This window comes from Paracoccus alcaliphilus, assembly GCF_028553725.1.
Lineage (GTDB): Bacteria > Pseudomonadota > Alphaproteobacteria > Rhodobacterales > Rhodobacteraceae > Paracoccus > Paracoccus alcaliphilus.
Genome location: NZ_CP067124.1, coordinates 2,485,798 through 2,507,581, shown reverse-complemented (window position 1 = coordinate 2,507,581; position 21,784 = coordinate 2,485,798). Strand labels below are relative to the sequence as shown.

Below are 21,784 nucleotides of genomic sequence, written 5' to 3'. Positions count from 1 at the left end.
GCCCTGAAGCCTGTTGCAGGCCGATGATCTGACGCTTCCTTAGTCATCCCCATCCGGGGCGCGTCGTGCTTCTCCCCGGTGGAACGGGGACGGGATGGCAGGCTCAGGCAGTATTGAGGCAAGCAGGCAGCGGGGCGCGCGGATGCTCCGGAGCGCGCTCGGGCCTGCCATTTCTGCGTATTTGCAGGATCCGGGCGTCATCGAGGTGATGCTGAACCCGGACGAGCGTATCTGGGTGGACCGGCTCTTGGAGGGGCTCGCGGATACCGGCGAGCGCCTGTCGCCCGAGGATGGCGAACGCATCGTTCGGCTGGTCGCGCATCATGTCGGCGCCGAGGTCCATGCCAGGAACCCACGCGTCTCGGCCGAACTGCCCGAGAGCGGCGAGCGGTTCGAGGGGCTGCTGCCGCCGGTGGTATCGGCCGCCTCCTTCGCCATCCGCAAGCCCGCCGTCGCGGTCTTCACGCTCGATGACTACGTCACTGCCGGGATCATGACCCGCATGCAGGCCGAGGCGCTGCGGCTGGGCGTCACCGCGCTTCCCATGCGAGGCGAGCGCGGTACCCCGCACGGGATCGCTGCCATCGCCCGAGGCGGAAAGTTTAAGCCAAAATCCTGAACTGCCCCCATCCTTGACGATGTCGTCGGCCGTCAGTGTCGTAACCGAGACCGCACCGCCAATCCCGGCGCGTGCGGTGCTGGCGCCTTTCTCGATGGCCACAGAAGAAATGAAATCAGGATCAATAAAAGTCCGGTCGGCCACACCCTGATACATAGCGCCTACGGCTCCAGGTTTAATAGGTCAGTGCTTTGGCCTTGGCTGGTGCAGCCGCCGGCGCACATTCGCACGGAACGTATTCCGCATGTCCTTGTTGATCACGTCAAGATCGAACCATTCCGGGTCGAAATGCCCACCCGCCCAGCGGAGGTTCGCTTCGTGATCATCATGGTCCTGATCCCGGATCGTTTCCAGGAAATCACCATATGACCACGGACCGCCGACGTCTTCGGGTGGCCGGGCACGAGCGCCTTCGAGGCATTCGGCATGGCGGGGCACTGGATCGAGCGACAGCCATTCCTCGATCCTGATGACATGGTGCCAGTCGTCGCCGAAGTCGTAGAGATAGGTGAAGGTGGAATCTCGCCCGACAAAATCTGCTAGCCGGACCTCGGTATAGTCGAAGACTCTCGGCCCGCCATATCCGTCATCAAGCAAGTCGAGATCGCCATAGCGCAACCCGCCAATGCGGAATTCGTGCAGATGGCTGTCGGTCCAGCTGAACCCGGCCTGCAGAACCAGGTGCAGTTTATCCAGCGTCCACTTGGCCGGAACAACGAGTCGTCGCCAGATCGGCGGCTCGATTTCCGCAAGGGACACATGCAGACGAACAGCGTTGTAAAGCAGGGACAAACCGCACCTCTCCAATCAGATCGCAAAGTCCTCAAGGGTTTTCCCGGCGGCGAGGGCATCTGCGATCCATGCCGGTTTGCGGCCTCGGCCCGACCAGGTGATCTCCGGATTTTCCGGATGGCAATACCTAGCCACGGACTCGGACCGCTTTCGCGCCGGGGCAAAGCCCACCAGATCGGCCAGAGGGAAGCCGAGTTCATTGGCGAGCGCGTTCACCTTTGCAAAGGCTTCGGCCTTCTGGCGATCCTCGAAGCTGGAAATCGCTTTGGCGACGTTCTTTTCCAACTGCTTCAACTCGGCAAGCGACAAGGCGGTCAGATCGATATCGGTCATCGGTATCCCCGTTGTTATGCTTCAGGTTTAATGCAGACGGGCTATCGGGGCAATCGCGAGCATCAACCGGCAGTGCCGGATAGACACCGCCCCATGAGCAGAAAATCACCTCCGCGCCGATACCGGACATCACGGAGCCTGGTCAGGTGGGTTTCACCGGGCAGGGTCTTCGGCGCGATGGCGGCCGCGTTGACCCTCGGGTTCTTCGCCATCGAACGTTTTCCTAAATATCTCGGGTGAATCGCCCCGGGTCTGTCGGAGACCATCAACTTAAATCAGGATGATGGTTATGACGAAAAGCAAGATGGCAAATCGCTACTCACCAGATGTGCGTGAGCAACTGACCGCACAGGACATTGCTGAGTTGGAGCGGATCCTGCTCGAAAACGGCGTAGCCGATCCTGACATCATCGCCACGATCCAGGCGGACGGCGGGATCGGGCAGTTCCTGCGCTCGCTGACCGGACTCGACCGCGCGGCTGCTAAACAGGCGTTCAGCGCGTTCCTGTCGTCACGCAACCTGAGCGCCGACAGATCGAGTTCATCGACATGCTCCTCGACCCGATGCGCTTCTTGAAGCGGAACAGCGGAGTCCCGACTATTTAGTCCGACCGAACATGCGGATAGGACGCTGTACAGTGAGCCAATAGTCATCAAACATCGTGTTTACAGTCACTTGCCTGCCCAAGACATGGTTATTTTTTATCTGCATGCCTTGCCGCCCACGAATGCCCGATGATGCGCTTTGCAGTTTTGGCGGTCCGACTATTATCGTTCTCGGTACAGGATGCTACTCTGTGGGATAATATGGACCGAGAAACAGGAGGTCCTGCTATTAGCGGATCAAGGTGTTACCTGCCCTGCGCGACAAAGCATCTTCTGCGGCCTGGAAACGTCAGGCACATATGGAACGTCCAACGCTATCGGCATCGGTTCCGGAACTTGTGGATAACCCGAGGTTCAGGTCTGGCCATACCAAAACCCCGGAATAATTCCTCCACCAGGCAATCCCGCCTGAGGAAAGGAAATCCATGTCGAAACAACTGATCAACGCAGAGCAGGTTGAACGGCTCCGCGCGTCTCTGAGTGACGCACCGCCAAAGCCCAAAGATGGCTATATGGTGCGCGAGATCGTCGGGGAACTCGCACCGCTGCTGCTGGAAATGCGCGAAAAGGGCTACAACCTTGCTGATATCGCCGCGCATTTCGGCAAGCAGGGTATCGCGGTCAGCGCAAGCACCTTGGGCTCATATCTGCGAGACCACGAACGCAAGGACACCACAGCGAAGGGAAAGCCCCGCAGCGCCCGTCGCAGGGCGGCCAAGACGACACCGATGCCGGTGGTCGTCGAACCTGAACAACTGGTCTCCCTGCCGCAGGTGGAGCGCTGACAGTGCATGAGCGGGGCGGATGCCCCGCTCGTGATCATTCGGGGAGTACCTCGGTTCGTAGGAAATCGCGTCGTGCGATCATACATTCACATCTGCGCGGGCTCCCGGAGTGAACTTATCCGCCCGCCAAACAGCCTCCTATATCCCTTGCCTGGCGAATGACCGTGGATCTCGGTTGCCGGACCTGGCTTGAAGGCAAAGTGGGTGCCGCCTACTCTTCCCTGTCATGAACACCGCAGCAAAATCAGCCAATCACGACATGGCCGCAAGCGCATCACAGACGCATGCAACGCGGTATTGCGGGCGGATTCCGAGCACGGGGATGGCGGCGATCCTGCGTGACGGCGTCGACCAGGTTGCGCAGGATGCCCGTATTGGACGGTCGCGGTGCGGATATCGTCTTGCCCCAACCTTCGGGAATCATGGTCACCATGAAGGATGGGACCCTGGCGCGCGTTCAGGCCAGGGGGCGGTCAATCTCTGGGGCCGCTACCCAAGCTTACGGCTCCATCCCGAAACCGATCACGGAACCATCGTCCTTCGACGACCTTGCCAACCATTTGACCGCCACTTCACCCAACCCCATCCGCATCTTCGGAGACCTGCATGACTGACCAACCGATCCGCGTCGGCTTTATCGGCCTCAACCCCGGCATTCATTGGGCGGCGACGGCGCATATGCCGGCGCTCAAGGCGCTGAAGGCCGATTTCCAGGTGGTCGGCGTGGCCAATACCAGCCTTGCCAGCGCCCAAAACGCCGCCGATGCCTTCGATCTGCCGCATGCTTTCGCAACCCCGCAGGCGCTGGTTGCCTCACCCGAGGTTGATCTGGTCGTGGTCACCGTCAAGGTGCCCCATCACTTCGAACTGGTCACGGCGGCGCTGGAGGCGGGCAAGCATGTCTATTGCGAATGGCCGCTTGGCAATGGGCTGGCCGAGGCGCGGCAGCTGGCCGATCTGGCCGAGGCAAAGGGCGTGGTCGCGGCGGTCGGCACGCAGATGCGGGTCGCGCCCGAGGTCGAATATCTGCGCCAGCTGATCGCGGATGGCTATGTGGGCGAGGTGCTGTCCACAACGCTGATCGGCAGCGGCGGCCAATGGGGCGCCGAGACCGACGCCGCCCATGCCTATCTCTATGACAAGACCAACGGCGCGACGCTGCTGAGCATCCCCCTGGGCCATACTCTGGCCGGCCTGCAAGAGGTTCTGGGCGGATTTGATCAGCTATCCGCGCGGCTGATCAATCGCCGCGGGACCGTTCATGTCGCTGATACAGGTGAAACGATCCCGGTCACCAGCGCCGATCAGGTTCTGGTGCAAGGGGCGCTGCAAAGCGGCGCGGCGGTGTCGATCCATTATCGCGGCGGCATGTCGCGCGGCACCAATCTGCTGTGGGAAATCAACGGGACCGAAGGCGATATCCAGGTGAGCGGCGCCTCGGGCCACGGCCAGATCGTGCAATTGGCGATCCGGGGCGGCAATGGCGATGCGACGGGGCTGGCCCCGCTGAAGCCCCCCGCTTCGGCCCATGCGGGCTGGCCGGGCGATTCCACCGCGCGCAATGTCGCCCGGCTCTATGCGCGGATCGCAGAGGATATCCGCAAAGGCACCCACACCGCCCCCAGCTTCCGCGATGCCGTCGTGCTGCATGAGGTCATCGACAGGATCGAACAGGCAAGCGCGCGTGAAGCGCAATGACGTAACGCTGCCGACCGGGACGTCGCTGCGTCTGCCGCCGGCCTGCATCTGCGGCACAGTTGCTACGGGCCGGGACCGCAGGGAACGGTGACATGGGCGCCGGCGGCACGACCCGGAGCCTTAGCTGCAGATAGCAGTCGATGCGGGCGGAGCCGGTAACCAGTCGATCAAGCCTGCAGTCAAAAGCGCCTGGCCGGCGGGGGTTGACCTGGCGGCCTCCGTTCAACTGCCCATCGTCGCGATGTCCATCACGAAGCGGTATTTCACATCGCCCTTCAGCATCCGCTCGAAGGCGGGTTCGATCTGGTCGGCGCGGATCATCTCGATATCGGCGGTGATGCGGTGCTCGGCGCAGAATTCCAGCATCTCCTGCGTCTCCGCGATGCCGCCGATCATCGAACCGGCCAGGCCGCGACGCTTCATGATCAGGCTGAAGACATTGGGCGAGGGATGCGGGGTCGCCGGCGCACCGACCAGCGCCATGGTGCTGTCACGCTTCAAAAGCGCCAGAAAGGCGTCCAGATCATGCGGCGCAGCGACAGTGTTCAGGATGAAGTCAAAGCTTGCCGCATGGGCCGCCATCTCATCGGCATTGCGCGAGACCACGACCTCATCGGCGCCAAGCGCCAGGACATCCGCGCGCTTGGAGTCCGAGGTGGTGAAACCCACGACATGCGCCCCCATGGCATGGGCCAGCTTCACGCCCATATGGCCCAAGCCGCCGATCCCCACGACGCCGACCTTCTTGCCCGGCCCCGCGCCCCAGTGGCGCAGCGGCGACTAGGTCGTGATGCCGGCACAAAGCAGCGGCGCCACGGCGGCAAGCTGTTCCTCGGGGAGGGTGATCTTCAGCACATAGCGTTCATGCACGACAACCTGTTGCGAATAGCCGCCCAGCGTATGGCCAGGGGCATCGGCGGTGAGGCCGTTATAGGTGCCGACCATGGCGTCGCAATAATTCTCCAGCCCCTCGTTGCAATCGGAGCAGGTCTGGCAACTGTCCACGATGCAGCCGACGCCGACCAGATCACCGGGTTTATGCGCGCTCACATGAGGGCCCGTCTCGGTCACGCGGCCGACAATCTCATGCCCCGGCACACAGGGGTAAAGCGTGCCGGCCCATTCGCTGCGGACCTGATGCAGGTCGGAATGGCAGATGCCGCAATAGAGGATCTCGATCCGCACGTCATGCGGGCCAGGCGCGCGGCGGGTGATCTCGATACGCGACACGGGCTGGTCAGCGGCGGGGGCGCCATAGGCGAGAACGGTCATGTCATGCTCCTTTGCTGGCTTCATTTGCTGGCAGGGTGGTGATTTTTGCAAGCGTTTCGACGCGCAGCAGCAGGGGCGCAGCCGCGATCCAGCCACGCGGCGCAGCCCACGCCGAGCCATGCGATCAACCAGTTCGAGACCAGCCCACCGCCCCGCAACGTTCGCGGCTTCATCGCTGGGGCACCCGACGAACCTGCGAAACAACAGGCCACATTGCATCTGCTTCAGCCGCCGCCGGGGGCGTCCGCCCCATCGGTTACTGGAAGGTCGCAAGAAACGGCTCAACGACAGGCATGGGTTTCGTTTCAGGGGCGGCGATCAGGCCGCCGTTCGTCCTTAACCTCAGCAGGTGCCCGGGCATTGACGGCTGAAACCTTGCCGGTCAAACACATCCTATGTGCATCAATCTGCATTCTGTTGACGCCAGCAGATCACCAAGAATAACGGTTCAGCTCCGCATCGTGATCCAAACACCTATTTTGCATCACCACATACCGGATTGAGAGATGATCTTGCGCCCCCTGCCTTTTCTGGCCTTTGTCGCACTCACCTTGCAGGCTGCGGCCGCCCCACCCCGTGAGCTGATACTGCACCTGCCCGCAGGTCAGCTGAGGATCGCCCCGGCAAATGATACCGATCCGGTCATGACAGCAACGGGTTGTCCCCTTACTCCATAATGCCATCAACCAGCAGGAATACCCGCGTCCGGCACCTGCATGCTGTCATTTGGCGGACGGGTATCGTAGTAATGGCAAAACGATTCCGGTCAGGTCATGCGAACTCACCTTGCAGCTCTTCTTGCTTTCATCGTCGTCACCGGATGTGCGGTCAGCTCTGATGCTGTGGTCAAGGGCGCCGGTCCTGACGATCTCCTGAAGCTCCGCGAAGGCCCTGGCCTCAACCATAAAATCATCATCGGCCTGCCCGATGGAACCCGGCTCACCCGCCAGAATTGTGTGACGAACAGTGGCAGGGTCTGGTGCCGGGTCTCACTCACCGACAGGCCGAGTATCTCGGGTTACGTTTCGGCGGAATATCTGGCGCATCGCTGACAGCGACATCGGGCACCTGTCAGTTCTGGTTGAAGCACTCAGCCCCGTTTCTCCCCCGATCAGCACATCAATCAGACGGCAGGGTTCGACGCGCCGTGCACAGGTCTCACGGATCGTGAAGGCTGTTCGAGCGGTGGAACTCAGCAATGGCCCGGCATTTCGGCACGGCACAATCATCGCACAGGAGTTAGGAAACTGCCGAAATGCCCCTCTTCATCGAAAAAAGCGGCCACGTCCAGATTGTGCCGAAGGGGTTTCCCGCTGGCGTAAAGGATGCGCGCCGCTTCCAGCGCAAGAACGCAGCCCAGGGCGCCGTCAAGCCAGCCGCCGAAAGCCACCGTCTCCAGATGCGATCCGGCAAGCAGCCTTACGTCACCGGCCGGCTTGCGGCCAATGACATTTCCGATTCCGTCAATCGTCGCGGACAATCCCGCCTGTTCCAGCCGGGATGCAAACCATTGGCGCGCCGCGATATCTTGCGGACTCAGCGACGGTCGATGCACCCCGGTCTGATAGCGGCCGAAGCTGGCCAGCGTATGCAAATCCTGCAACAGCCGGCTGGCGTTGACGGTGGGTCTGTTCAAAGCCTATTACTCGCAGAGAGTTTCGGCAGTCAGGTCGGCCGGCGGAAGTTCAGCCTCGGAAAAGCCATACGCCTTGTTGATCTCGGCCAGCTTACCGCTCTGCTTCAGCTTTTCCAGCTTCGCATTATAGGCGTCCCGGAAATCGGAATCTTCCTTACGGAATGCCAAGCCGGGATAGCCATAGATCGGTTTCCCGTCTGCATCCATCCCGCCTTTGAATGACAGCACGCGTTCGACCTGATGGGAAGAAGCGGCCAAGGCAATAGCAGAGGCGGTCGTGGTCGTCATGGCATCGACGCGGCCGGCTAGCAGGGCCGACATGGACGTCTGGTGGTCAGGAAACAGCAACAAACTGTCTTTCGGAATGCCTGCGGCAGCCGCATTTCTTGATTGAACGCTTCCCCGCCCTCCGGCCAGGGTCACGTCGCCATTCTGGGCGATGTCGGCATAGCTTTCCAGACGTTTCGGATTACCTTTCCGCACCAGAAGTCCGTCACCCATTTGTAGATCAGGATTGCCGAAGGCAACGATCTTGCAGCGCTCGGGGTTGATGAAGAGGCCGGCGGCCACGACATCAAACCGACGCGATTCAAGTCCGGGGATAAGCGCGCCGAATTCCGTCACCACGGTTTCGATCTCGGTGATGCCAAGCTGCGCGAAAGTCGCTTTCAGGACGTCGGTGGATTGTCCCTTTACCTCTCCTTCGGCGTCGATGAAACCCCAAGGAGATTGATTGAAAATTCCGACCGTGACTTTGCCTGTTTCTTTGGCGCGCGCCAGCGCATCTTGCGCGGAAGCAGTTTGTGACATTCCGACTCCCGAGGCCAGGATCGTCAATGCGGTGAGGATTCCCCGTAACTTTGATCAGCCCCACCTGAGTGGTCCGTTCTAAAAGTTAGTGCATCACCGGCGTTTGGTCCATCGGGACGATGGTTTCCGGAGCCGGTGGGCGATAACCCAATGCGCTGTGTGGTCGTTTGGTGTTGTAATGCCTCCTCCATTGCTCGATCAGTATCTGTGCCTCCCGGAGGCTGTAGAAGACCTCCCCGTTTAGCATTTCATCGCGGAAGCGGGCGTTGAAGCTCTCGCAATAGCCGTTCTCCCAAGGTGATCCCGGCTCGATATAAGCCGTCTTTGCCCCGACCGCGCTGATCCAGTCCCGAACGGCCAGGGCGATGAACTCTGGGCCGTTGTCGGAGCGGATAAAGACTGGCACGCCACGCAAAATGAACAGGTCGGTCAACGCATCGATCACATCTGTCGAGTTCAGCCTGCGCCGCACCCGGATCGTCAGGCATTCGCGGCTGAACTCGTCCAGGATGTTCAGCGTCCGGAACGCCTTACCGTCATCGGTGCGGCAGTGAACGAAGTCATAGGACCAGACATGATCCCGATGTTCGGGCCGTAACCGGACGCAGGATCCGTCATTCAGCCACAACCGGCCCTTCTTCGGTTGCTTTATCAGCACCTTCAGCCCCTCCCGCCGCCACAAGCGCTCGACGCGCTTGTCGTTCACCTGCCATCCGGCATTCCGCAGCAAGGCCGCAATTCGGCGATAGCCGTAGCGGCCATATTGTCGAGCCAGCTCGATCATATCGGCGACCAGGCGGCCCTCGTCTGCGCGCCCTCGCGGCAATTTGCGTTGTGTCGAACGATGCTGGCGCAGCACTTGGCACGCCCGACGCTCGGAAACGCCCAACTCACCCCGGACATGGTCAATGCAGGCCCGGCGGCGAGCGGGGCTCAGAAGTTTCCCCTAGCAGCCTCCGCGAGGATCAGTTTGTCCAGCGTTAGATCCGAAACAGCACGTCTGAGCCGTTCATTTTCCTGCTGGAGACGCTTCAGTTCCTTGAGTTGGTCTACGCCCATCCCCCCGTATTGCTTCCGCCAGCGGTAATAGGTCTGTTCGACGACACCGATCCGCCTGATCGCATCAAGGCGCGACAGGCCTTGACCCATCAGAACCTCAACCTGCCGCAACTTCGACACAATCTCTTCCGGCTTCGGACGCTTGTTTGCCATTCTCGATCCTCCGTTTCCTAATCATAACGGCGGACCACTTCAGTGGGGGAGGATCAGTTTGCCCGCCACGCACGGGCGAAGGCCGCAACTCTGCCATAAGAACCGGTGAAACCAAGAGCCACGAGATCAGCGTGAAGCCGTGTCAGAGGACGGCGCTGCTTACGTGATTTGGACGCCTCGGTCTTCAGCCATGCCGCAAGCTTGTCCGCAAAAGGATCAAGCTTGCTCGGACGCTCCGGAACCGCGAACTTCGGCTCGACCGTGCCAGAGTTCAGATACTTCTTGATGGTGGTGCGCGACAAACCTGTGCGACGTGCGATCTCACGGATCGGCAGTTTCTGTCGCAGGGCCATCCGCCGGATGACATTCAAAAGTCCCATGTGGATCACTCCTCGGTCCCCCGTCGCTCGCTGCGTTGGGAGAAGGGTCACATGGGTCAATTCTCAATGAAAATTATCCCGTCTACCGGGTCACGTCTCGACGGAAATCAACAGAGGTATTCATGTCTCCCCCCTTTGGCTTTCCGGTCAGATGGCGGTGTAGGCGTTGTCGGCGAACAGGTGCGCGCCATTCACGAAACTTGCGTCGTCGCTGGCAAGGAACAGGGCCGCCCTGGCGACCTCATCGGGGCGGCAAAGCCTGCCCTGCGCGGAGGCGATGGCCTCTTCGGATACATCGACGCCGTGTTTCGTCAGCAGATCGATCTCTCGCAACCCATGCGCGGTCGCGATGAAACCGGGACAGACCGCGTTCGAGCGGATATTGCGGTCCCGGAACTCGACGGCGAGCGCACGCGCGAACATATGACAGGCCCCCTTGCTGGTGCAGTACAGCACCTCCATCGGCGTGCCGACCACCGCCGAGATGGATGAGGTGCAGATCACGCTGCCGCCCCCGGCCCCGATCATGCCGGGCAGCACCGCCTTACTGACAAGGAACATGCTGTTCACATTCACGGCCATGATCCGGTCCCATTCCTCTTCGCTTGTTTCAAGGAATGGCGCCGCCGCCAGAACCCCGGCATGGTTCATCAGCACGGTGATCGGCCCGAACGCTTCGGTCACCGCTTCGACGCAGCTTTGCACCTGTCTGGCGTCCGAAACATCCGCAGGTGCGAAGATCGCGTCATGCCCCGCCTCGCGCAGCTGCCGGGCGACCTCCTCACCCTTGCTTTGCGGCAGATCGACAATCCCCACCTTCGCGCCCTCAGCCGCAAAAAGCTCTGACGCGGCCAATCCGCAACCGCCCGCGCCTCCGGTAATCAGCGCCACCTTTCCCGCCAGTCTTCCTGTCACATCAGCCTCCTTGACCGGAACTTGCATGCCCGGTCACTATGCGTGTTCATGAAGCCTTGGGCCGGTCCCTCCCAAGGCCGGGTAAGGGAAAGCGTAGGCCGAAGCGGATGATTGGCCATATGTCGAAAGTTATATGCCCCAAGGTGATCCGGTGATCCCGCCACAGCTGGCCGTCGCGATCTCTCGCCTGATCGACGCCACAGGCAGCGCGGAATACGGTCAATCACTTGATTCGCTGACAAGATGCGCGACCGGCCATGACGGCTATTCCGCGACTGTCGATCGCCGCGCGCTGCGATCCTATCTTCGGGGTGCCTATCTTCTGGACCCGTTCTATACCGCCTGCATATCCGGTGTGGCCGAGGGCCTGTGGCGCATGCGCGATCTGGCCCCGGACGGATTTTACGATTCGCAATTCGCGTGGTCACGAGAGGTCCATCCCTGCATCTCGGACAAGGCCGGCACGCTGGTCGAAGAGGTCGGCTTTGTCCTGCCCCTCGCTGACGGGTTCTCGGCCACCTATTCCCTGATGCGCAACCGTGATGGTCAGTTGTTCGGCGATGACGAATTCGCGGCGCTGGCAGGACTGACATCAATCATCGCAGCCAGCCTGAGACAGCACTGGCCGTCCATCCGGAACCAGGACAGTGACACCCATACCAGCCGTCGCGATGCTGAACTGGTCTTTCATCAGGTTTTCGGCGCTGTTCTTACTCCGGCCCAACACGCTGTAACGCAACTTATCCTGCGCGGCCACAGCAGTCTCTCCATCGCCGAAAATCTTGGCATTACCGAAGGCACGGTCAAGATTCATCGCTCCAACATCTATCGCCGCCTTGGCGTTTCCAGCCAAAGCGAGCTTTTCCAGCGATTCATAGAACACCTTGCGGAATAGGCCTCTGAGCCTGACATTTCCGACCGATTTCCGCTGATGCATCCATGCGTGACCGCGACGCTGGCCTATGCGATGAAGGCCAGCGTTTCCTCGAGCGAGGCGACCTGACAGTAAATCATGTTTATGATCTCAAGCTCATGGTCATGCAGTTCTTTCGTTGCGGCGGCGCAACAATCCTCCACCACCACCACATCAAAACTCTCATCGGCCAGGCTGCGCACGGTCGAGGATATGCACTGGTCGGTGAATATTCCAGCGACCACAACCTTCCTGATTCCCATGTTTTGCAGGATCAGCCGGGCATTGGTTCCGGTCAGCAGGCTATCGGTGGTCTTGCAAAATACGATCTCGTCGCCCATGGGCTGCAATTCGGGCACCAGTGCGGAATCGGCGCTGCCTTTGGGTAGCAGAAGATAGTTCCAACCCGGCTTTTTCTGACTGAGCGAGCGGTCGCGACCGTTTTCCTTCAGGCAGGCGATACGGGCGAACATGACCTCGACACCCTTTGCCCGTGCCTGTTCCAGCAATCGCGCGGTATTTGGGATAACCACCTCCCGCATCCGCTGGCGAAAAGGCTCCCACCGGACATTCTGCGCCGGGTCGTCGGATTCCTTCAGGTAAATGCTCTGTATATCGACCACAAGCACCGCCGTATCTTCGGGGGTCAGGACGATGTCCTCGGGTTCGGGGGCGCCTTCATAATAGAAGGAACGGTAAGACGTCTTCCAGTTCACGGCAAATCTCCAGCAATCAAGGTAGATCAGGGGTCCGGCGGCGGCGCGATATCAGCAGTTCGCCAATCTCTCTCGCGCCCATCAGTCCGCTGGGGCGCAGCACCAGCACCATTATCATCGCCAAGGCAAGGACGATCTCGGTCAACCCGACCAGCCGCAGCGGCAACAGATTGGATGTGTTGATCATCGTCTCTGTCAGACGCAGCCCCTCGAAGGAAAGTGTTACAAGAAACGTGCCGAGAACCGCGCCCGTAACCGATCCGGCACCCCCGATAACAAGCATGGCAAGGATCAGGAACGTTTCCTTCAGGTAGAAGGCATTGGGCTGGAAAGAAGTAATGAAATGCGCCCAAAGGCCTCCGGCAATCCCGGCAAACAGCGCCGAAACCACGAAACCACACCAGCGGATGCGCGAGGGGTGCGCGCCCATCGCCACCGCCGCCAGTTCATCGTCGCGCAGGGCGCGCAGCAAAAGCCCGGTCCGCGTCTGACGAAAGGCCAGCGCCGCCAGCACTGCAAGGGCAGCAACCACCGCCACGACCGGCAAGGTCGTAAAGGCAGGCACGCCGAACAGCGTTCGCGGGCCGTTGGTCACCTGCGACCAGTTCACCGTGATCGTGTGGATCACCATCAGCAGCGCGAAGGACGTAATCACTGCTGCCGCATCTGAAAGCCGCATCAGCGGATAGGAGACCAGCGCCGCGATCAACGTCGCCATCAACCCGCCGAACAGGATGGCCACCGTCGGCGAGAGGGTCAGTTCGCTGATCGGTTCATAAAGTTCGGGCAGCACCATGCCGCGCATCTGCAAGGGGATAGAAAAGACCGATGAGGCATAGGCACCGATCGCCATGAAAGCGATATGAGCAAAGGAAAGAATACCGGAATTTCCCATGAATACCTGAAGCCCCAGGACCAGGATCAGGTTGATCAGTAAAAGCGTCGCGATCCGGGCGAAGACCGGATAACCGGCCAAGCCTGCGAACAGCGCAAGGGCAAGGATCGGGACCAGCAGACAAAGGGCGGTAATCGGGGTCGATTTGTTCATGGTGCCCTCCTCAGGTCCGCTGTCCGGTCGCAGGTCCTCTGAGCAGACCGTCAGGCCGCCACAGCAGGATCAGGATCACGAGGCTGAAGGTGAACGCATCCTTGAATTTCAGCAGATCCGGGGGAAGTGCATAGTTGAGCGTCGTCACGATCAGCGCCAGAAGGTAGCCGCCGAGGACCGCACCCGGCAGGCTGCGCATCCCCCCGATCACCGTCGCGATGAAGGCGATCAGCAAAGGCTCACCGCCGATCCCGGGCACGACGGACCCGATCCGCCCAAGCCAGAGCAGCCCCGCGACCCCAGCAAGCAGACCCGAGATCGCAAAGGCCGAAGTGATCACCAGATTGGCCGGAATGCCAAGCATCCGCGCCATGGTGAATTTCGTGGCCGCCGCCCGCATTGCCAGCCCCAGGATCGTACGCCGCATCAACCAACTGAAAAGAGCCAGCATCACCACAGCAACGGCGATCGTGATCAGATTACGCAAGGGGATGGTGGCACCAGCAAATCGCACAGTCTGGGTGAAGATATCAGGCAAGGGCACGGTTCGCGCGCGGGGTGAGATGAACAGAAGCGCAGCATTTTGAAGCAGCGTCGAAAGCGCGAAAGAGGTGATCAGCACCGCAGTCACCGACTTCGAGCGCACCGGGCGAAACGCGGTATATTCGGTCAGAATGCCACCCAGCACAGCCATCAGCACCGCAACCATTGCCATCACCAGCCAAGGCAGCGGTCCACCGCCCAGCAGGAAAAGCGTGTAGCCGGTAATCATGATCAATTCGCCATAAGCAAAATTGACCAGCTTGAGGATGCCGTAGACGATTACGAGCCCAAGCGCCATCAGCGCGTAAAGGCTGCCAAGGCTCAGCGCATCCACCACATACTGGATATAGAACCCCATGCTCAGCCCCCCAAATAGATCGCGCGCAAGTCCGATCCGCCGGTGATTTCCTTACTGGTTCCTTCGGCCGCGATCCGACCCAGTGCGATGACGTAATTGCGGTCGGCGATACGCATCGCCTTGCCGGCATTCTGCTCGACCAGAAGGATCGTCGTGCCGGACTTCTTCAGATCGCGAATCAAATCGAACAACTGATCGACGATCACCGGTGCAAGGCCCAATGAGGGTTCGTCGAGAAGCAGAAGCTTCGGATCCGACATCATCGCCCGCGCGATGACCAGCATCTGCTGCTGACCGCCGGAAAGCGTCCCTGCGGGTTGTGCAATCCGCTCGGCAAGGATCGGGAACAAGGTGAACATCCGCTCGCGCAGTTCCGCCTGACCCGCCCGGTCGTGGCGGCGTGAGAACCCGCCGAGACGCAGGTTTTCCTCCACCGTCAGGTCGGGAAAAACATCGCGGGTTTCAGGCACCATGGCGATTCCCCGGCGCACCATCTGCTCGGGGCTTTGGCCGAGGATATTCGCGCCGTTCAGAACCATCGTTCCGCGAGTGGGTTTCATCACCCCGGCGATGGCCTTCAAGGTAGTGGATTTCCCCGCACCATTGGCGCCGAGAAGAGCGACCAGTTCGCCTTGCCCGACCTGCAGCGAAACATCCTTGACCGCCACCACCGCACCATAGCGCAATTCGATATTCCGGATTTCAAGCATGAAGAAGCTCTCCTGCATCCGAACCGAGATATGCTTCGATCACAGCCGGTGCGTGGCGCACTTCGTTGACACTACCGGTGGCGATGGTTTTGCCCGAGGCGATGGCCTGAAGCCGAGAGCAGAGCCGCATGATCAGCGGCATGTCGTGGTCGATGATGATGATGCCAAGGCCCCGCCGTTCGGGCAGTGTCTTCAGGATCGAAAGCAGGCCCTCGGATTCCTCTTCATTCATCCCGGCCGCCGGCTCGTCCAGCAGGAGATATTTTGGCTCGGCGGCAAGAGCACGGGCGATCTCGACCCGCCGTTCATCGCCATAATTCAACGCCGCCGCCAGTTCGTCACATTTCTCCCCCAGACCAAATTCCTCGATCAGCGGCTGGGCAATCTTCTGCGCCTCGCGACGCGATCCGCCCTTCGCCACAACCGCCACTTCGATATTTTCGGAAACCGTCAAATCGCGAAATAGCCGCACGGTCTGGAACGAACGCAGAATGCCACGCAGGGCGCGCTCGCGCGGTGGCAGAGCCGATATATCCTCGCCGTCGCAAAGCACTCGCCCCGACGCCAGCGGCACCTGACCTGTGATCGCGTTGATCAAAGTGGTCTTTCCCGAGCCATTAGGCCCGATCAATCCAAGGATCTCGCCCCGGTTCAAAACGAGATCGACCGTATCCAAGGCCTTGAGACTGCCGAAGCGCACCGAAACGGCTTCGGCGCTTAGGCAGAGGGCGGAATCCGGCTTTCCTGTCATAGATGGCCTCGCAGATGGATCTCGGGGGAAGCGCACTTTCGACAGGCATCCTGCCGCGTTGACAGCGAGACCGCTCCGGTCAAGACCGGTCTCTGCAAACAACGTTCAGTGGTCAGGGCGCGGGTTGGCTCTCGGCTGTTTTCCAGCCAACGAAAGCCGGTTCGCCGCCCTGAAGTTCTACCACAGCGGCGGCCTTGGTTGGCATATGGCCGCTGGCGGCATCCGAATAATCGAGATTGCCGGTCAACAAGTCGAACTGACCCTCTTCCAGCGCCAATGCAACGGCGGCGCCTTCGACACTTCCGGCAGCCTCGACTCCTTGAGCCATCATCATCACCGTATCCCAGCCGGTGGCGACGAAAGAGGTATCGGGTTCCGCGCCGTGATAGGCTTTATAGAGTTCGATGAACTCTTCCATCTTCGGATGCGCCTCGCTTCCCATCCAGGTATGAGTGACAAAATAGATGTCATTGCCAAATTTCCCGCCCAGGGATTCTATAAGACTGGGGTCATCGTAGGAATCACCGCCGACGATGGGCGCGGTAATCCCCACCTCTCGGATGGCGCGGATGATCGTGCCGAGATCGGGCATATACGAGGAGATGAAGATCACATCGGGCTGTTCCGGCAGTGCCTGAAGTCGCGCAAGCTGCGCAGAGAAATCCTGATCGCCCTGAGTATAGCTGTCTTCGGCAAGAACTTCGCCGCCGATATCCTTGTAATGCTGGACGAAATAGCGTGAGAGGCTTTTCGTATAGGCAAGGAACTGGTCTGTTACCACATAGGCCGTTTTCCAGTCCTTATCCTTATAGGCGAATTCCGCGGCCGTGGCGCCCATGGCGGTATTCCACATCGACAGCGTGAACTGTTTGTCCCCCAGTGACCACGAAGAATAGAGTGGATCCGATGCGCAGGTCGAGATGCCGACGAAACCGGCGCTCTGCGCCTCACGGCTGGCAGGTCCCCCAAAGTCGAAATCGCAAGGTGCGATGATCAGTTCAGCGCCATTATTCAACAGTTGGATCGTGTTGTTGCCGACAGTGATCGGATCAGATTTGCCGTCGATATTGATCAGCTTCACCTGTTGGCCAAGGATCCCGCCATTGTCGTTGAGATATTTCACCGCAACCTCGGCACCCTTAAGTCCCGGCTCGTCAAGCGGAGCCTGAACGCCGGTCAGGCTGAGTGATGCCCCAATGACGATATCATCGGCAAGCGCCGGCATCGTCACCAATATCGCCGCAGTGCAAAGCCCTGCCCCAAGTTTGCCTTTCAACATCATTTCCGGTTCTCCCATGGGAATGATGTCGAGGTAAAACCCTGTCGGGCAACGTGTCAATCAAAATTTTCACATATGAAAATTTCTTGCTGAACCTATATGTTTTCAACCGAAGGGCCGCTGCCCGGTCGAGTCGAAACAAAAAGCAAGCGGGCCGACATCTGAGAGCAGCAGACATAGCAGTGCCGCGGCCCCGACTCGAAGTTCGCACTATCGCCCTCGTTCAGCAAAACGGGTTTTTGCCCTTCGCAATGCAAAACCACACTCCCCGAAAGCACCGTCACCATTTCTTCGCCCCTGTGATTACTCCAATCCACCGGGTCGGGGAGGTCACGGCTGTGGACGATCATGATCGCGGCGTTCAGCCCTCCGCCCGGCCGGGTCGAAAGCGGAATATAGGTGTAAAGCGCAGTTTCCTGAACTTCGGCCTCGCCTTCGCGCAAAACCCGGATCGGACCGGCGACAGGTTGGCTCTCTTCAAGAAGATCGGTCACGAGAATCCCGAGACCCCGGCAAATCCGATAGATCGTCTGAAAGCCACCGACGATCTTTCCGGTCTCGATTTTGCTGATATTCGCAACGGAAACCCCGCTGCGTTTGCTTAGCTCCAGCAGCGACAGGCCCAAGTCGAGCCGATGTATGCGGATGCGGGGTCCGACCTCGTCCCCGAGATGCGGGCCTTCCGATGACAATGCCTCTCTCCCGTTCCGGATTCAGTCCGCATTTGTCGCGCCTCAGGTCGCAGTAGGTCAAGCATCGAAACCGGGGGCCTGATCGCGGGAATTCATGTGAAGGTATCGCCACGTCAAAACAGCTCGATGCGTATTGCGTGCGAAACCTATGCTTTCTTTTGGACAGTAGCCTCATATTTCAGCAATGCACTGAGAAGATCCTGCACTGGCGCGCGCAATGGTTCGTGCCGTCGATGGAAGGCGACAATCGATACGTCAGGCAGGTCACGAATGGGCCGGGTCACCAACCCTCTCATGATATAGTCGCGCGCTGTCATGGCATCGACGATACCCACCCCTCCGCAAACACGCACCATACTGCAAACGTTTGCACAGAATGGCACCACACAAGCCGGATCGTATGCCAGACCTTGAGCCGCGAAAGCGCGGCGAATGCTCTCGCCCATCGGTGACCAGTCCGCATTGTAGCAAACCAATGGATATGCCGCGATTCGTGCACATGTAAGTTCCGGTTGTTGCGCCAGTGGACCATTCTCGGGCAGCACGGCAACCAACGGTATCTTGCCAACAGTATGAGCCTGAAACTCGGCTCTCGGCGGAACCGCCATCTGCAAGCCGATATCCGCTTCGCCGTTACGTAGATCATCCTCGGGCGTATGGACCCGTATAGTGATCCGCTTCTTCCAGTTCTGATAACCCGCGCGAACCAGGATCGAACCAATGAAGCCTTCGACAAGCGCCGGTGTCACCGAGATTGCCACTGGTTTTTCCGCAAGATCGCGCAGGCCCGGGAGTTTCGACCGAATCGTCGCGTGCGTGCTGAAAATGGGCATGGCCATGGCAAAAAGTTCATTCGCTTCACGGGTAGGCTCCAATCGGTTGCCCGTTCGATGGAACAGCGACATGCCGAGCCTGCCTTCCAGTCGCTTCAACTGACCACTGACCGCAGGCTGGGATATTCCCAGAAGTCGCGCGGTCTCCGTAGTGGTCCCCACCCGCATCAACGTTCCGAACAACTCAAGCTCGCGCAGGTTCATTATCACACACCTTATAGTGGGCAGTATATTTATTATTATTCTGTCCTTCTGGGTCTGTCTAACATTATTCTGGCAACCCAAAGACGAAGCGCGAGCCTTTGGGAGACGGATCAACAAGCGCCCAACAACAGGTGTAGGAGTAGTCTGCATGAATCCCGGACTTAATCTGAAAGCATTGCTGCTGGCCTCTGCCATGACCGCAGCGGGCATCCCGGCGGCGGCCGACACGCTTCGTGTCGCGATGGGCTTCGACCCGCTGAGCCTTGATCCCATTGCGACCAGCGACAACGGCTCGATCTGGACCCAGCTTCTGATCTTCGACACGCTGGTTCGCCCGGACGCAACCGGAGAAGGCCTTGAGCCTGGCCTCGCCGAAAGCTGGACGGTCTCCGAAGATGGCATGACGCTGACTTTCAACCTGCGCGAGGCGAAATTCTCGGATGGCACGCCGGTCACGGCAGAGGACGTGCGGTTCTCGATCGAACGCGCAGCCTCCGAAGGGTCCTCTTGGGGGCGGTTCTATCGACCGTTCACCAGCTTCGAGGTCATCAACGACCGCCAAATCGTAATGCAGCTTGATGAGCCATTCACGCCAGGCTTCAATAATCTCGCGCTCTTCGCAGCCGCGATTCTGCCCAAGGATCAGGTTGAAGAAAAGGGTGATGCCTTTTTCGACGCTCCGGTGGGATCAGGGCCTTTCATACTGACCAACTGGGCGCGTGGCGCGCGGATCACATTGGAGAAGAACCCTAATTATTGGCAAGAGGGCAAGCCTCATGTCGATGACGCCGTGCTTGAAATCGTGGCCGAACCGTCTGCCCGGGTAATCAAGTTGGAAGCCGGCGAGGTGGACATTGCACTCGACCCGCCATTGAACCAGCTCAAGGATCTTGAAGCCAAGTCCGGCATTACAGTCGGCCAAATCATCCCCTATCGCGCCGATTTCGTTCAGTTGAACACCACCCGCAAGCCTTTCGACGACGAGCGCGTCCGACAGGCACTGAACATGGCCATCGACAAAGATGCGCTGGTTCAGGGCGTGCTTTATGGTGCCGGCGAGCCCGCGGCATCGGCGATGCCTGTCATGGCCTATGCAGATCCGGAACTGACGCAATATCCCTATGACCCGGAGAAGGCAAAAGAGTTGCTGTCTGAAGCTGGTTATGGTGACGGGTTCGATGCGCAGCTTCTGGTGGATTCGGGCGCTGCGACCAGCCGTAACGCGGCTATCGCGCTGCAAGCGATGCTTCAGCAGGTTGGTGTCAAACTGCAGCTGCAAATGCTCGAAGGCGGAACGCAGTGGGAAACCACCAAATCCGGTAACTACGATATGTCGGTTTCCTATACGACCTCCGACACGATCGACCCCGACCAGATAATCGGCTTTGTCGGTGTGAACCCCGAACGGGCAAATGCCTATCATACGGAATGGAAGAGCGACCGCCTGAACGAGCTTTACGAGGAGGAGCGCCGGACGGCAGACGGCGATGAACGCGGTGACATGTTCAGGGAAATGATCCAGATACTGCATGACGAAGCACCCTACATTTTCCTGTATCACCCTGCCTCGGCGTGGGCGGCGCAAGATTATGTCACGGATTTTCAGGTCCTGCCGACCTCCAACTTCCGCCTGGAAGACGTGAAGATCGAAAAGTGACGATGGAGCCCCTGCCCGACAGGGGCCCGCACCGCCATCGGAACGCAATCGGCCCCTTTGCGGCCAATAGCCTGACGAGAGCCCATGTTCCTCGCTATTCTCAGACGTCTGCTGATGCTGATCCCGGTCCTGCTGGGGATCACGGTTATCAGCTTTCTGCTCTTGCAGATCATGCCCGGAGATCCCGCCTCACGCGCCATGGGCACCCGAGCCAGCGCAGAGGACCTGCAGGCCATGCGCGAATTGTGGGGCCTCGATAAACCCATCTGGGTGCAATATCTCTATTTCCTGCGCGATTGCGTTACCGGCAGCTTTGGCGTGTCGATCTTTCACAAGCAGCCCATCATCACGCTCGTTGCCGACAGGTTGCCCTACACTTTGGCCATTGTGGTCTATTCGACCGTGATCGCTCTTTTGATCGCTCTTCCGTTCGCGATTCTGGCGGCGGCAAATCGCGGGCGCTATCTGGATGTTGCGATCCGGCAGATATTCGTCGTCCTGATCGCTTTGCCACCCTTCTGGCTATGTTACGTTCTGATCCTGGGTCTGGCGCTCAGCTTGGGCCTGTTTCCCACCGGTGGCGTCGGAACGGGCTTCTTCCAGAATCTTTACAGGTTGTTCCTGCCCTCTCTGGTCGTCGGACTGTCTACCGCATCGTTAATCCAGCAAAGTCTTCGGGCTGCCTTGATCGATGCGATGAAGGCCGATTACATTGATACCGCCCGTGCCAAGGGGCTTCGCAACCATGAAGTCTTTTTGCGTCATGTACTGCCGAACAGTCTGATTTCGACCATCTCTATCATTGGCGTTCGGGTGAGCTGGATCATCGGCGGCACGGTCGTGGTCGAGAAGATCTTTTCGGTCCCGGGCCTTGGCAGCCTGCTGATCGACGCCATCGTTTCGCGCGACCTGCCGGTCATTCGGGGACTGACAGTGTTTTTCGCCATCATGGTGGTGGTCGTGAACCTGATCACCGACATCTGTTACGCGTTGGCCGATCCGCGTGTTCGGTTGGAGTGAGT

At 59.6% G+C, this 21,784-nt stretch carries 23 protein-coding genes and 2 pseudogenes; 8 read left to right on the top strand and 17 right to left on the bottom strand.

The window, feature by feature from the left end; translation table 11 throughout:
- Positions 1–142: 142 nt before the first annotated feature.
- Positions 143–532: pseudogene (locus JHW40_RS12995) on the top strand (P-loop NTPase family protein); the annotation flags it as partial.
- Positions 533–802: 270 nt separating this feature from the next.
- On the opposite strand, the gene JHW40_RS12990 reads toward JHW40_RS12995, so the two are convergent.
- Together JHW40_RS12990 and JHW40_RS12985 are read right to left on the bottom strand one after the other, a co-directional pair.
- Positions 803–1,411 (bottom strand): plasmid pRiA4b ORF-3 family protein, encoded by a 609-nt coding sequence (locus JHW40_RS12990; protein WP_090615762.1) that lies wholly within the window; start codon positions 1,409–1,411, stop codon positions 803–805.
- Between the two features lie 15 nt (positions 1,412–1,426).
- Entirely contained in the window at positions 1,427–1,744 is a 318-nt protein-coding gene (locus tag JHW40_RS12985; RefSeq protein WP_090615759.1) for an H-NS histone family protein, read from the bottom strand.
- Positions 1,745–2,033: 289 nt separating this feature from the next.
- Between JHW40_RS12985 and JHW40_RS12980 the strand changes: the two genes are divergently transcribed.
- The 3 genes from JHW40_RS12980 (at position 2,034) to JHW40_RS12970 (ending at position 4,833) form a co-directional block, all read left to right on the top strand.
- On the top strand, positions 2,034–2,321 hold the full coding sequence (locus tag JHW40_RS12980; RefSeq protein ID WP_090615756.1) for a type I restriction-modification enzyme R subunit C-terminal domain-containing protein: 288 nt from the start codon (positions 2,034–2,036) through the stop codon (positions 2,319–2,321).
- Positions 2,322–2,775: 454 nt separating this feature from the next.
- Positions 2,776–3,135 carry a hypothetical protein gene (locus JHW40_RS12975; protein ID WP_090615752.1) on the top strand — a complete coding sequence of 120 codons (360 nt, stop codon included), beginning with the start codon at positions 2,776–2,778 and terminating at the stop codon, positions 3,133–3,135.
- Positions 3,136–3,741: 606 nt separating this feature from the next.
- Entirely contained in the window at positions 3,742–4,833 is a 1,092-nt protein-coding gene (locus JHW40_RS12970; protein WP_090615744.1) for a Gfo/Idh/MocA family protein, read from the top strand.
- Between the two features lie 222 nt (positions 4,834–5,055).
- On the opposite strand, the gene JHW40_RS12965 is transcribed toward JHW40_RS12970, so the two are convergent.
- Positions 5,056–5,565: a zinc-binding dehydrogenase gene (locus JHW40_RS12965; protein WP_272848986.1), complete on the bottom strand. Its 510-nt coding sequence runs from the start codon at positions 5,563–5,565 to the stop codon at positions 5,056–5,058.
- 48 nt (positions 5,566–5,613) lie between these two features.
- Positions 5,614–6,105, bottom strand: a complete 492-nt coding sequence (locus JHW40_RS12960; protein ID WP_272848985.1) for an alcohol dehydrogenase catalytic domain-containing protein — start codon at positions 6,103–6,105, stop codon at positions 5,614–5,616.
- 773 nt (positions 6,106–6,878) lie between these two features.
- Between JHW40_RS12960 and JHW40_RS12955 the strand changes: the two genes are divergently transcribed.
- A complete protein-coding gene (locus JHW40_RS12955; protein WP_090615741.1) occupies positions 6,879–7,157 on the top strand; it encodes an SH3 domain-containing protein in 279 nt (92 codons plus the stop codon).
- Positions 7,158–7,330: 173 nt separating this feature from the next.
- Here JHW40_RS12955 and JHW40_RS12950 read toward each other — a convergent pair whose 3' ends face one another.
- The 5 genes and pseudogenes from JHW40_RS12950 to JHW40_RS12930 all read right to left on the bottom strand — a co-directional run bounded on the left by JHW40_RS12950 (position 7,331) and on the right by JHW40_RS12930 (position 11,058).
- A complete protein-coding gene (locus tag JHW40_RS12950) occupies positions 7,331–7,741 on the bottom strand; it encodes a M28 family peptidase (RefSeq protein ID WP_090615737.1) in 411 nt (136 codons plus the stop codon).
- Positions 7,742–7,747: 6 nt separating this feature from the next.
- On the bottom strand, positions 7,748–8,551 hold the full coding sequence (gene ehuB, locus JHW40_RS12945) for an ectoine/hydroxyectoine ABC transporter substrate-binding protein EhuB (protein ID WP_090615734.1): 804 nt from the start codon (positions 8,549–8,551) through the stop codon (positions 7,748–7,750).
- Positions 8,552–8,636: 85 nt separating this feature from the next.
- Positions 8,637–9,763, bottom strand: a protein-coding gene (locus JHW40_RS12940) for an IS3 family transposase (protein WP_090615731.1) whose coding sequence is annotated in 2 segments (ribosomal slippage) — positions 8,637–9,499 and positions 9,499–9,763 — 1,128 coding nt in all. Because the reading frame shifts where the segments join, the coding sequence is not laid out codon by codon here.
- A gap of 59 nt (positions 9,764–9,822) precedes the next feature.
- Positions 9,823–10,143 (bottom strand): annotated as a pseudogene (locus JHW40_RS12935) (helix-turn-helix domain-containing protein); the annotation flags it as partial.
- Positions 10,144–10,290: 147 nt separating this feature from the next.
- Positions 10,291–11,058 carry an SDR family NAD(P)-dependent oxidoreductase gene (locus JHW40_RS12930; RefSeq protein ID WP_090615782.1) on the bottom strand — a complete coding sequence of 256 codons (768 nt, stop codon included), beginning with the start codon at positions 11,056–11,058 and terminating at the stop codon, positions 10,291–10,293.
- A gap of 151 nt (positions 11,059–11,209) precedes the next feature.
- Between JHW40_RS12930 and JHW40_RS12925 the strand changes: the two genes are divergently transcribed.
- Complete coding sequence (locus tag JHW40_RS12925) at positions 11,210–11,953, top strand: helix-turn-helix transcriptional regulator (protein WP_090615778.1); 744 nt, start codon at positions 11,210–11,212, stop codon at positions 11,951–11,953.
- A 65-nt stretch (positions 11,954–12,018) separates the two neighbouring features.
- On the opposite strand, the gene JHW40_RS12920 is transcribed toward JHW40_RS12925, so the two are convergent.
- The 8 genes from JHW40_RS12920 to JHW40_RS12885 form a co-directional block, all read right to left on the bottom strand.
- Positions 12,019–12,687 carry a cysteine hydrolase family protein gene (locus JHW40_RS12920; protein ID WP_090615727.1) on the bottom strand — a complete coding sequence of 223 codons (669 nt, stop codon included), beginning with the start codon at positions 12,685–12,687 and terminating at the stop codon, positions 12,019–12,021.
- Between the two features lie 16 nt (positions 12,688–12,703).
- Entirely contained in the window at positions 12,704–13,735 is a 1,032-nt protein-coding gene (locus tag JHW40_RS12915) for a branched-chain amino acid ABC transporter permease (RefSeq protein WP_090615723.1), read from the bottom strand.
- A gap of 10 nt (positions 13,736–13,745) precedes the next feature.
- Positions 13,746–14,636 (bottom strand): branched-chain amino acid ABC transporter permease, encoded by an 891-nt coding sequence (locus tag JHW40_RS12910; protein WP_090615719.1) that lies wholly within the window; start codon positions 14,634–14,636, stop codon positions 13,746–13,748.
- Between the two features lie 2 nt (positions 14,637–14,638).
- Positions 14,639–15,346, bottom strand: coding sequence for an ABC transporter ATP-binding protein (locus JHW40_RS12905; RefSeq protein ID WP_090615716.1), 708 nt, complete (start codon positions 15,344–15,346; stop codon positions 14,639–14,641).
- The gene (locus tag JHW40_RS12900) at positions 15,339–16,097 is read right to left on the bottom strand and encodes an ABC transporter ATP-binding protein (RefSeq protein ID WP_090615712.1); all 759 of its coding nucleotides are present in this window, start codon (positions 16,095–16,097) and stop codon (positions 15,339–15,341) included. The genes JHW40_RS12905 and JHW40_RS12900 overlap by 8 nt, the downstream gene beginning before the upstream one ends.
- Before the next feature lie 112 nt (positions 16,098–16,209).
- Entirely contained in the window at positions 16,210–17,379 is a 1,170-nt protein-coding gene (locus JHW40_RS12895; RefSeq protein WP_211657373.1) for an ABC transporter substrate-binding protein, read from the bottom strand.
- A gap of 92 nt (positions 17,380–17,471) precedes the next feature.
- Positions 17,472–18,068 carry a cupin domain-containing protein gene (locus JHW40_RS12890; RefSeq protein WP_090615709.1) on the bottom strand — a complete coding sequence of 199 codons (597 nt, stop codon included), beginning with the start codon at positions 18,066–18,068 and terminating at the stop codon, positions 17,472–17,474.
- Positions 18,069–18,214: 146 nt separating this feature from the next.
- Positions 18,215–19,105, bottom strand: a complete 891-nt coding sequence (locus JHW40_RS12885) for a LysR family transcriptional regulator (protein WP_090615705.1) — start codon at positions 19,103–19,105, stop codon at positions 18,215–18,217.
- A 148-nt stretch (positions 19,106–19,253) separates the two neighbouring features.
- On the opposite strand from JHW40_RS12885, the gene JHW40_RS12880 reads away from it, so the two are divergent.
- Together JHW40_RS12880 and JHW40_RS12875 are read left to right on the top strand one after the other, a co-directional pair.
- Positions 19,254–20,762: an ABC transporter substrate-binding protein gene (locus JHW40_RS12880; RefSeq protein WP_090615701.1), complete on the top strand. Its 1,509-nt coding sequence runs from the start codon at positions 19,254–19,256 to the stop codon at positions 20,760–20,762.
- A gap of 84 nt (positions 20,763–20,846) precedes the next feature.
- A complete protein-coding gene (locus JHW40_RS12875) occupies positions 20,847–21,782 on the top strand; it encodes an ABC transporter permease (protein ID WP_090615697.1) in 936 nt (311 codons plus the stop codon).
- The last annotated feature ends 2 nt before the right edge of the window (positions 21,783–21,784 follow it).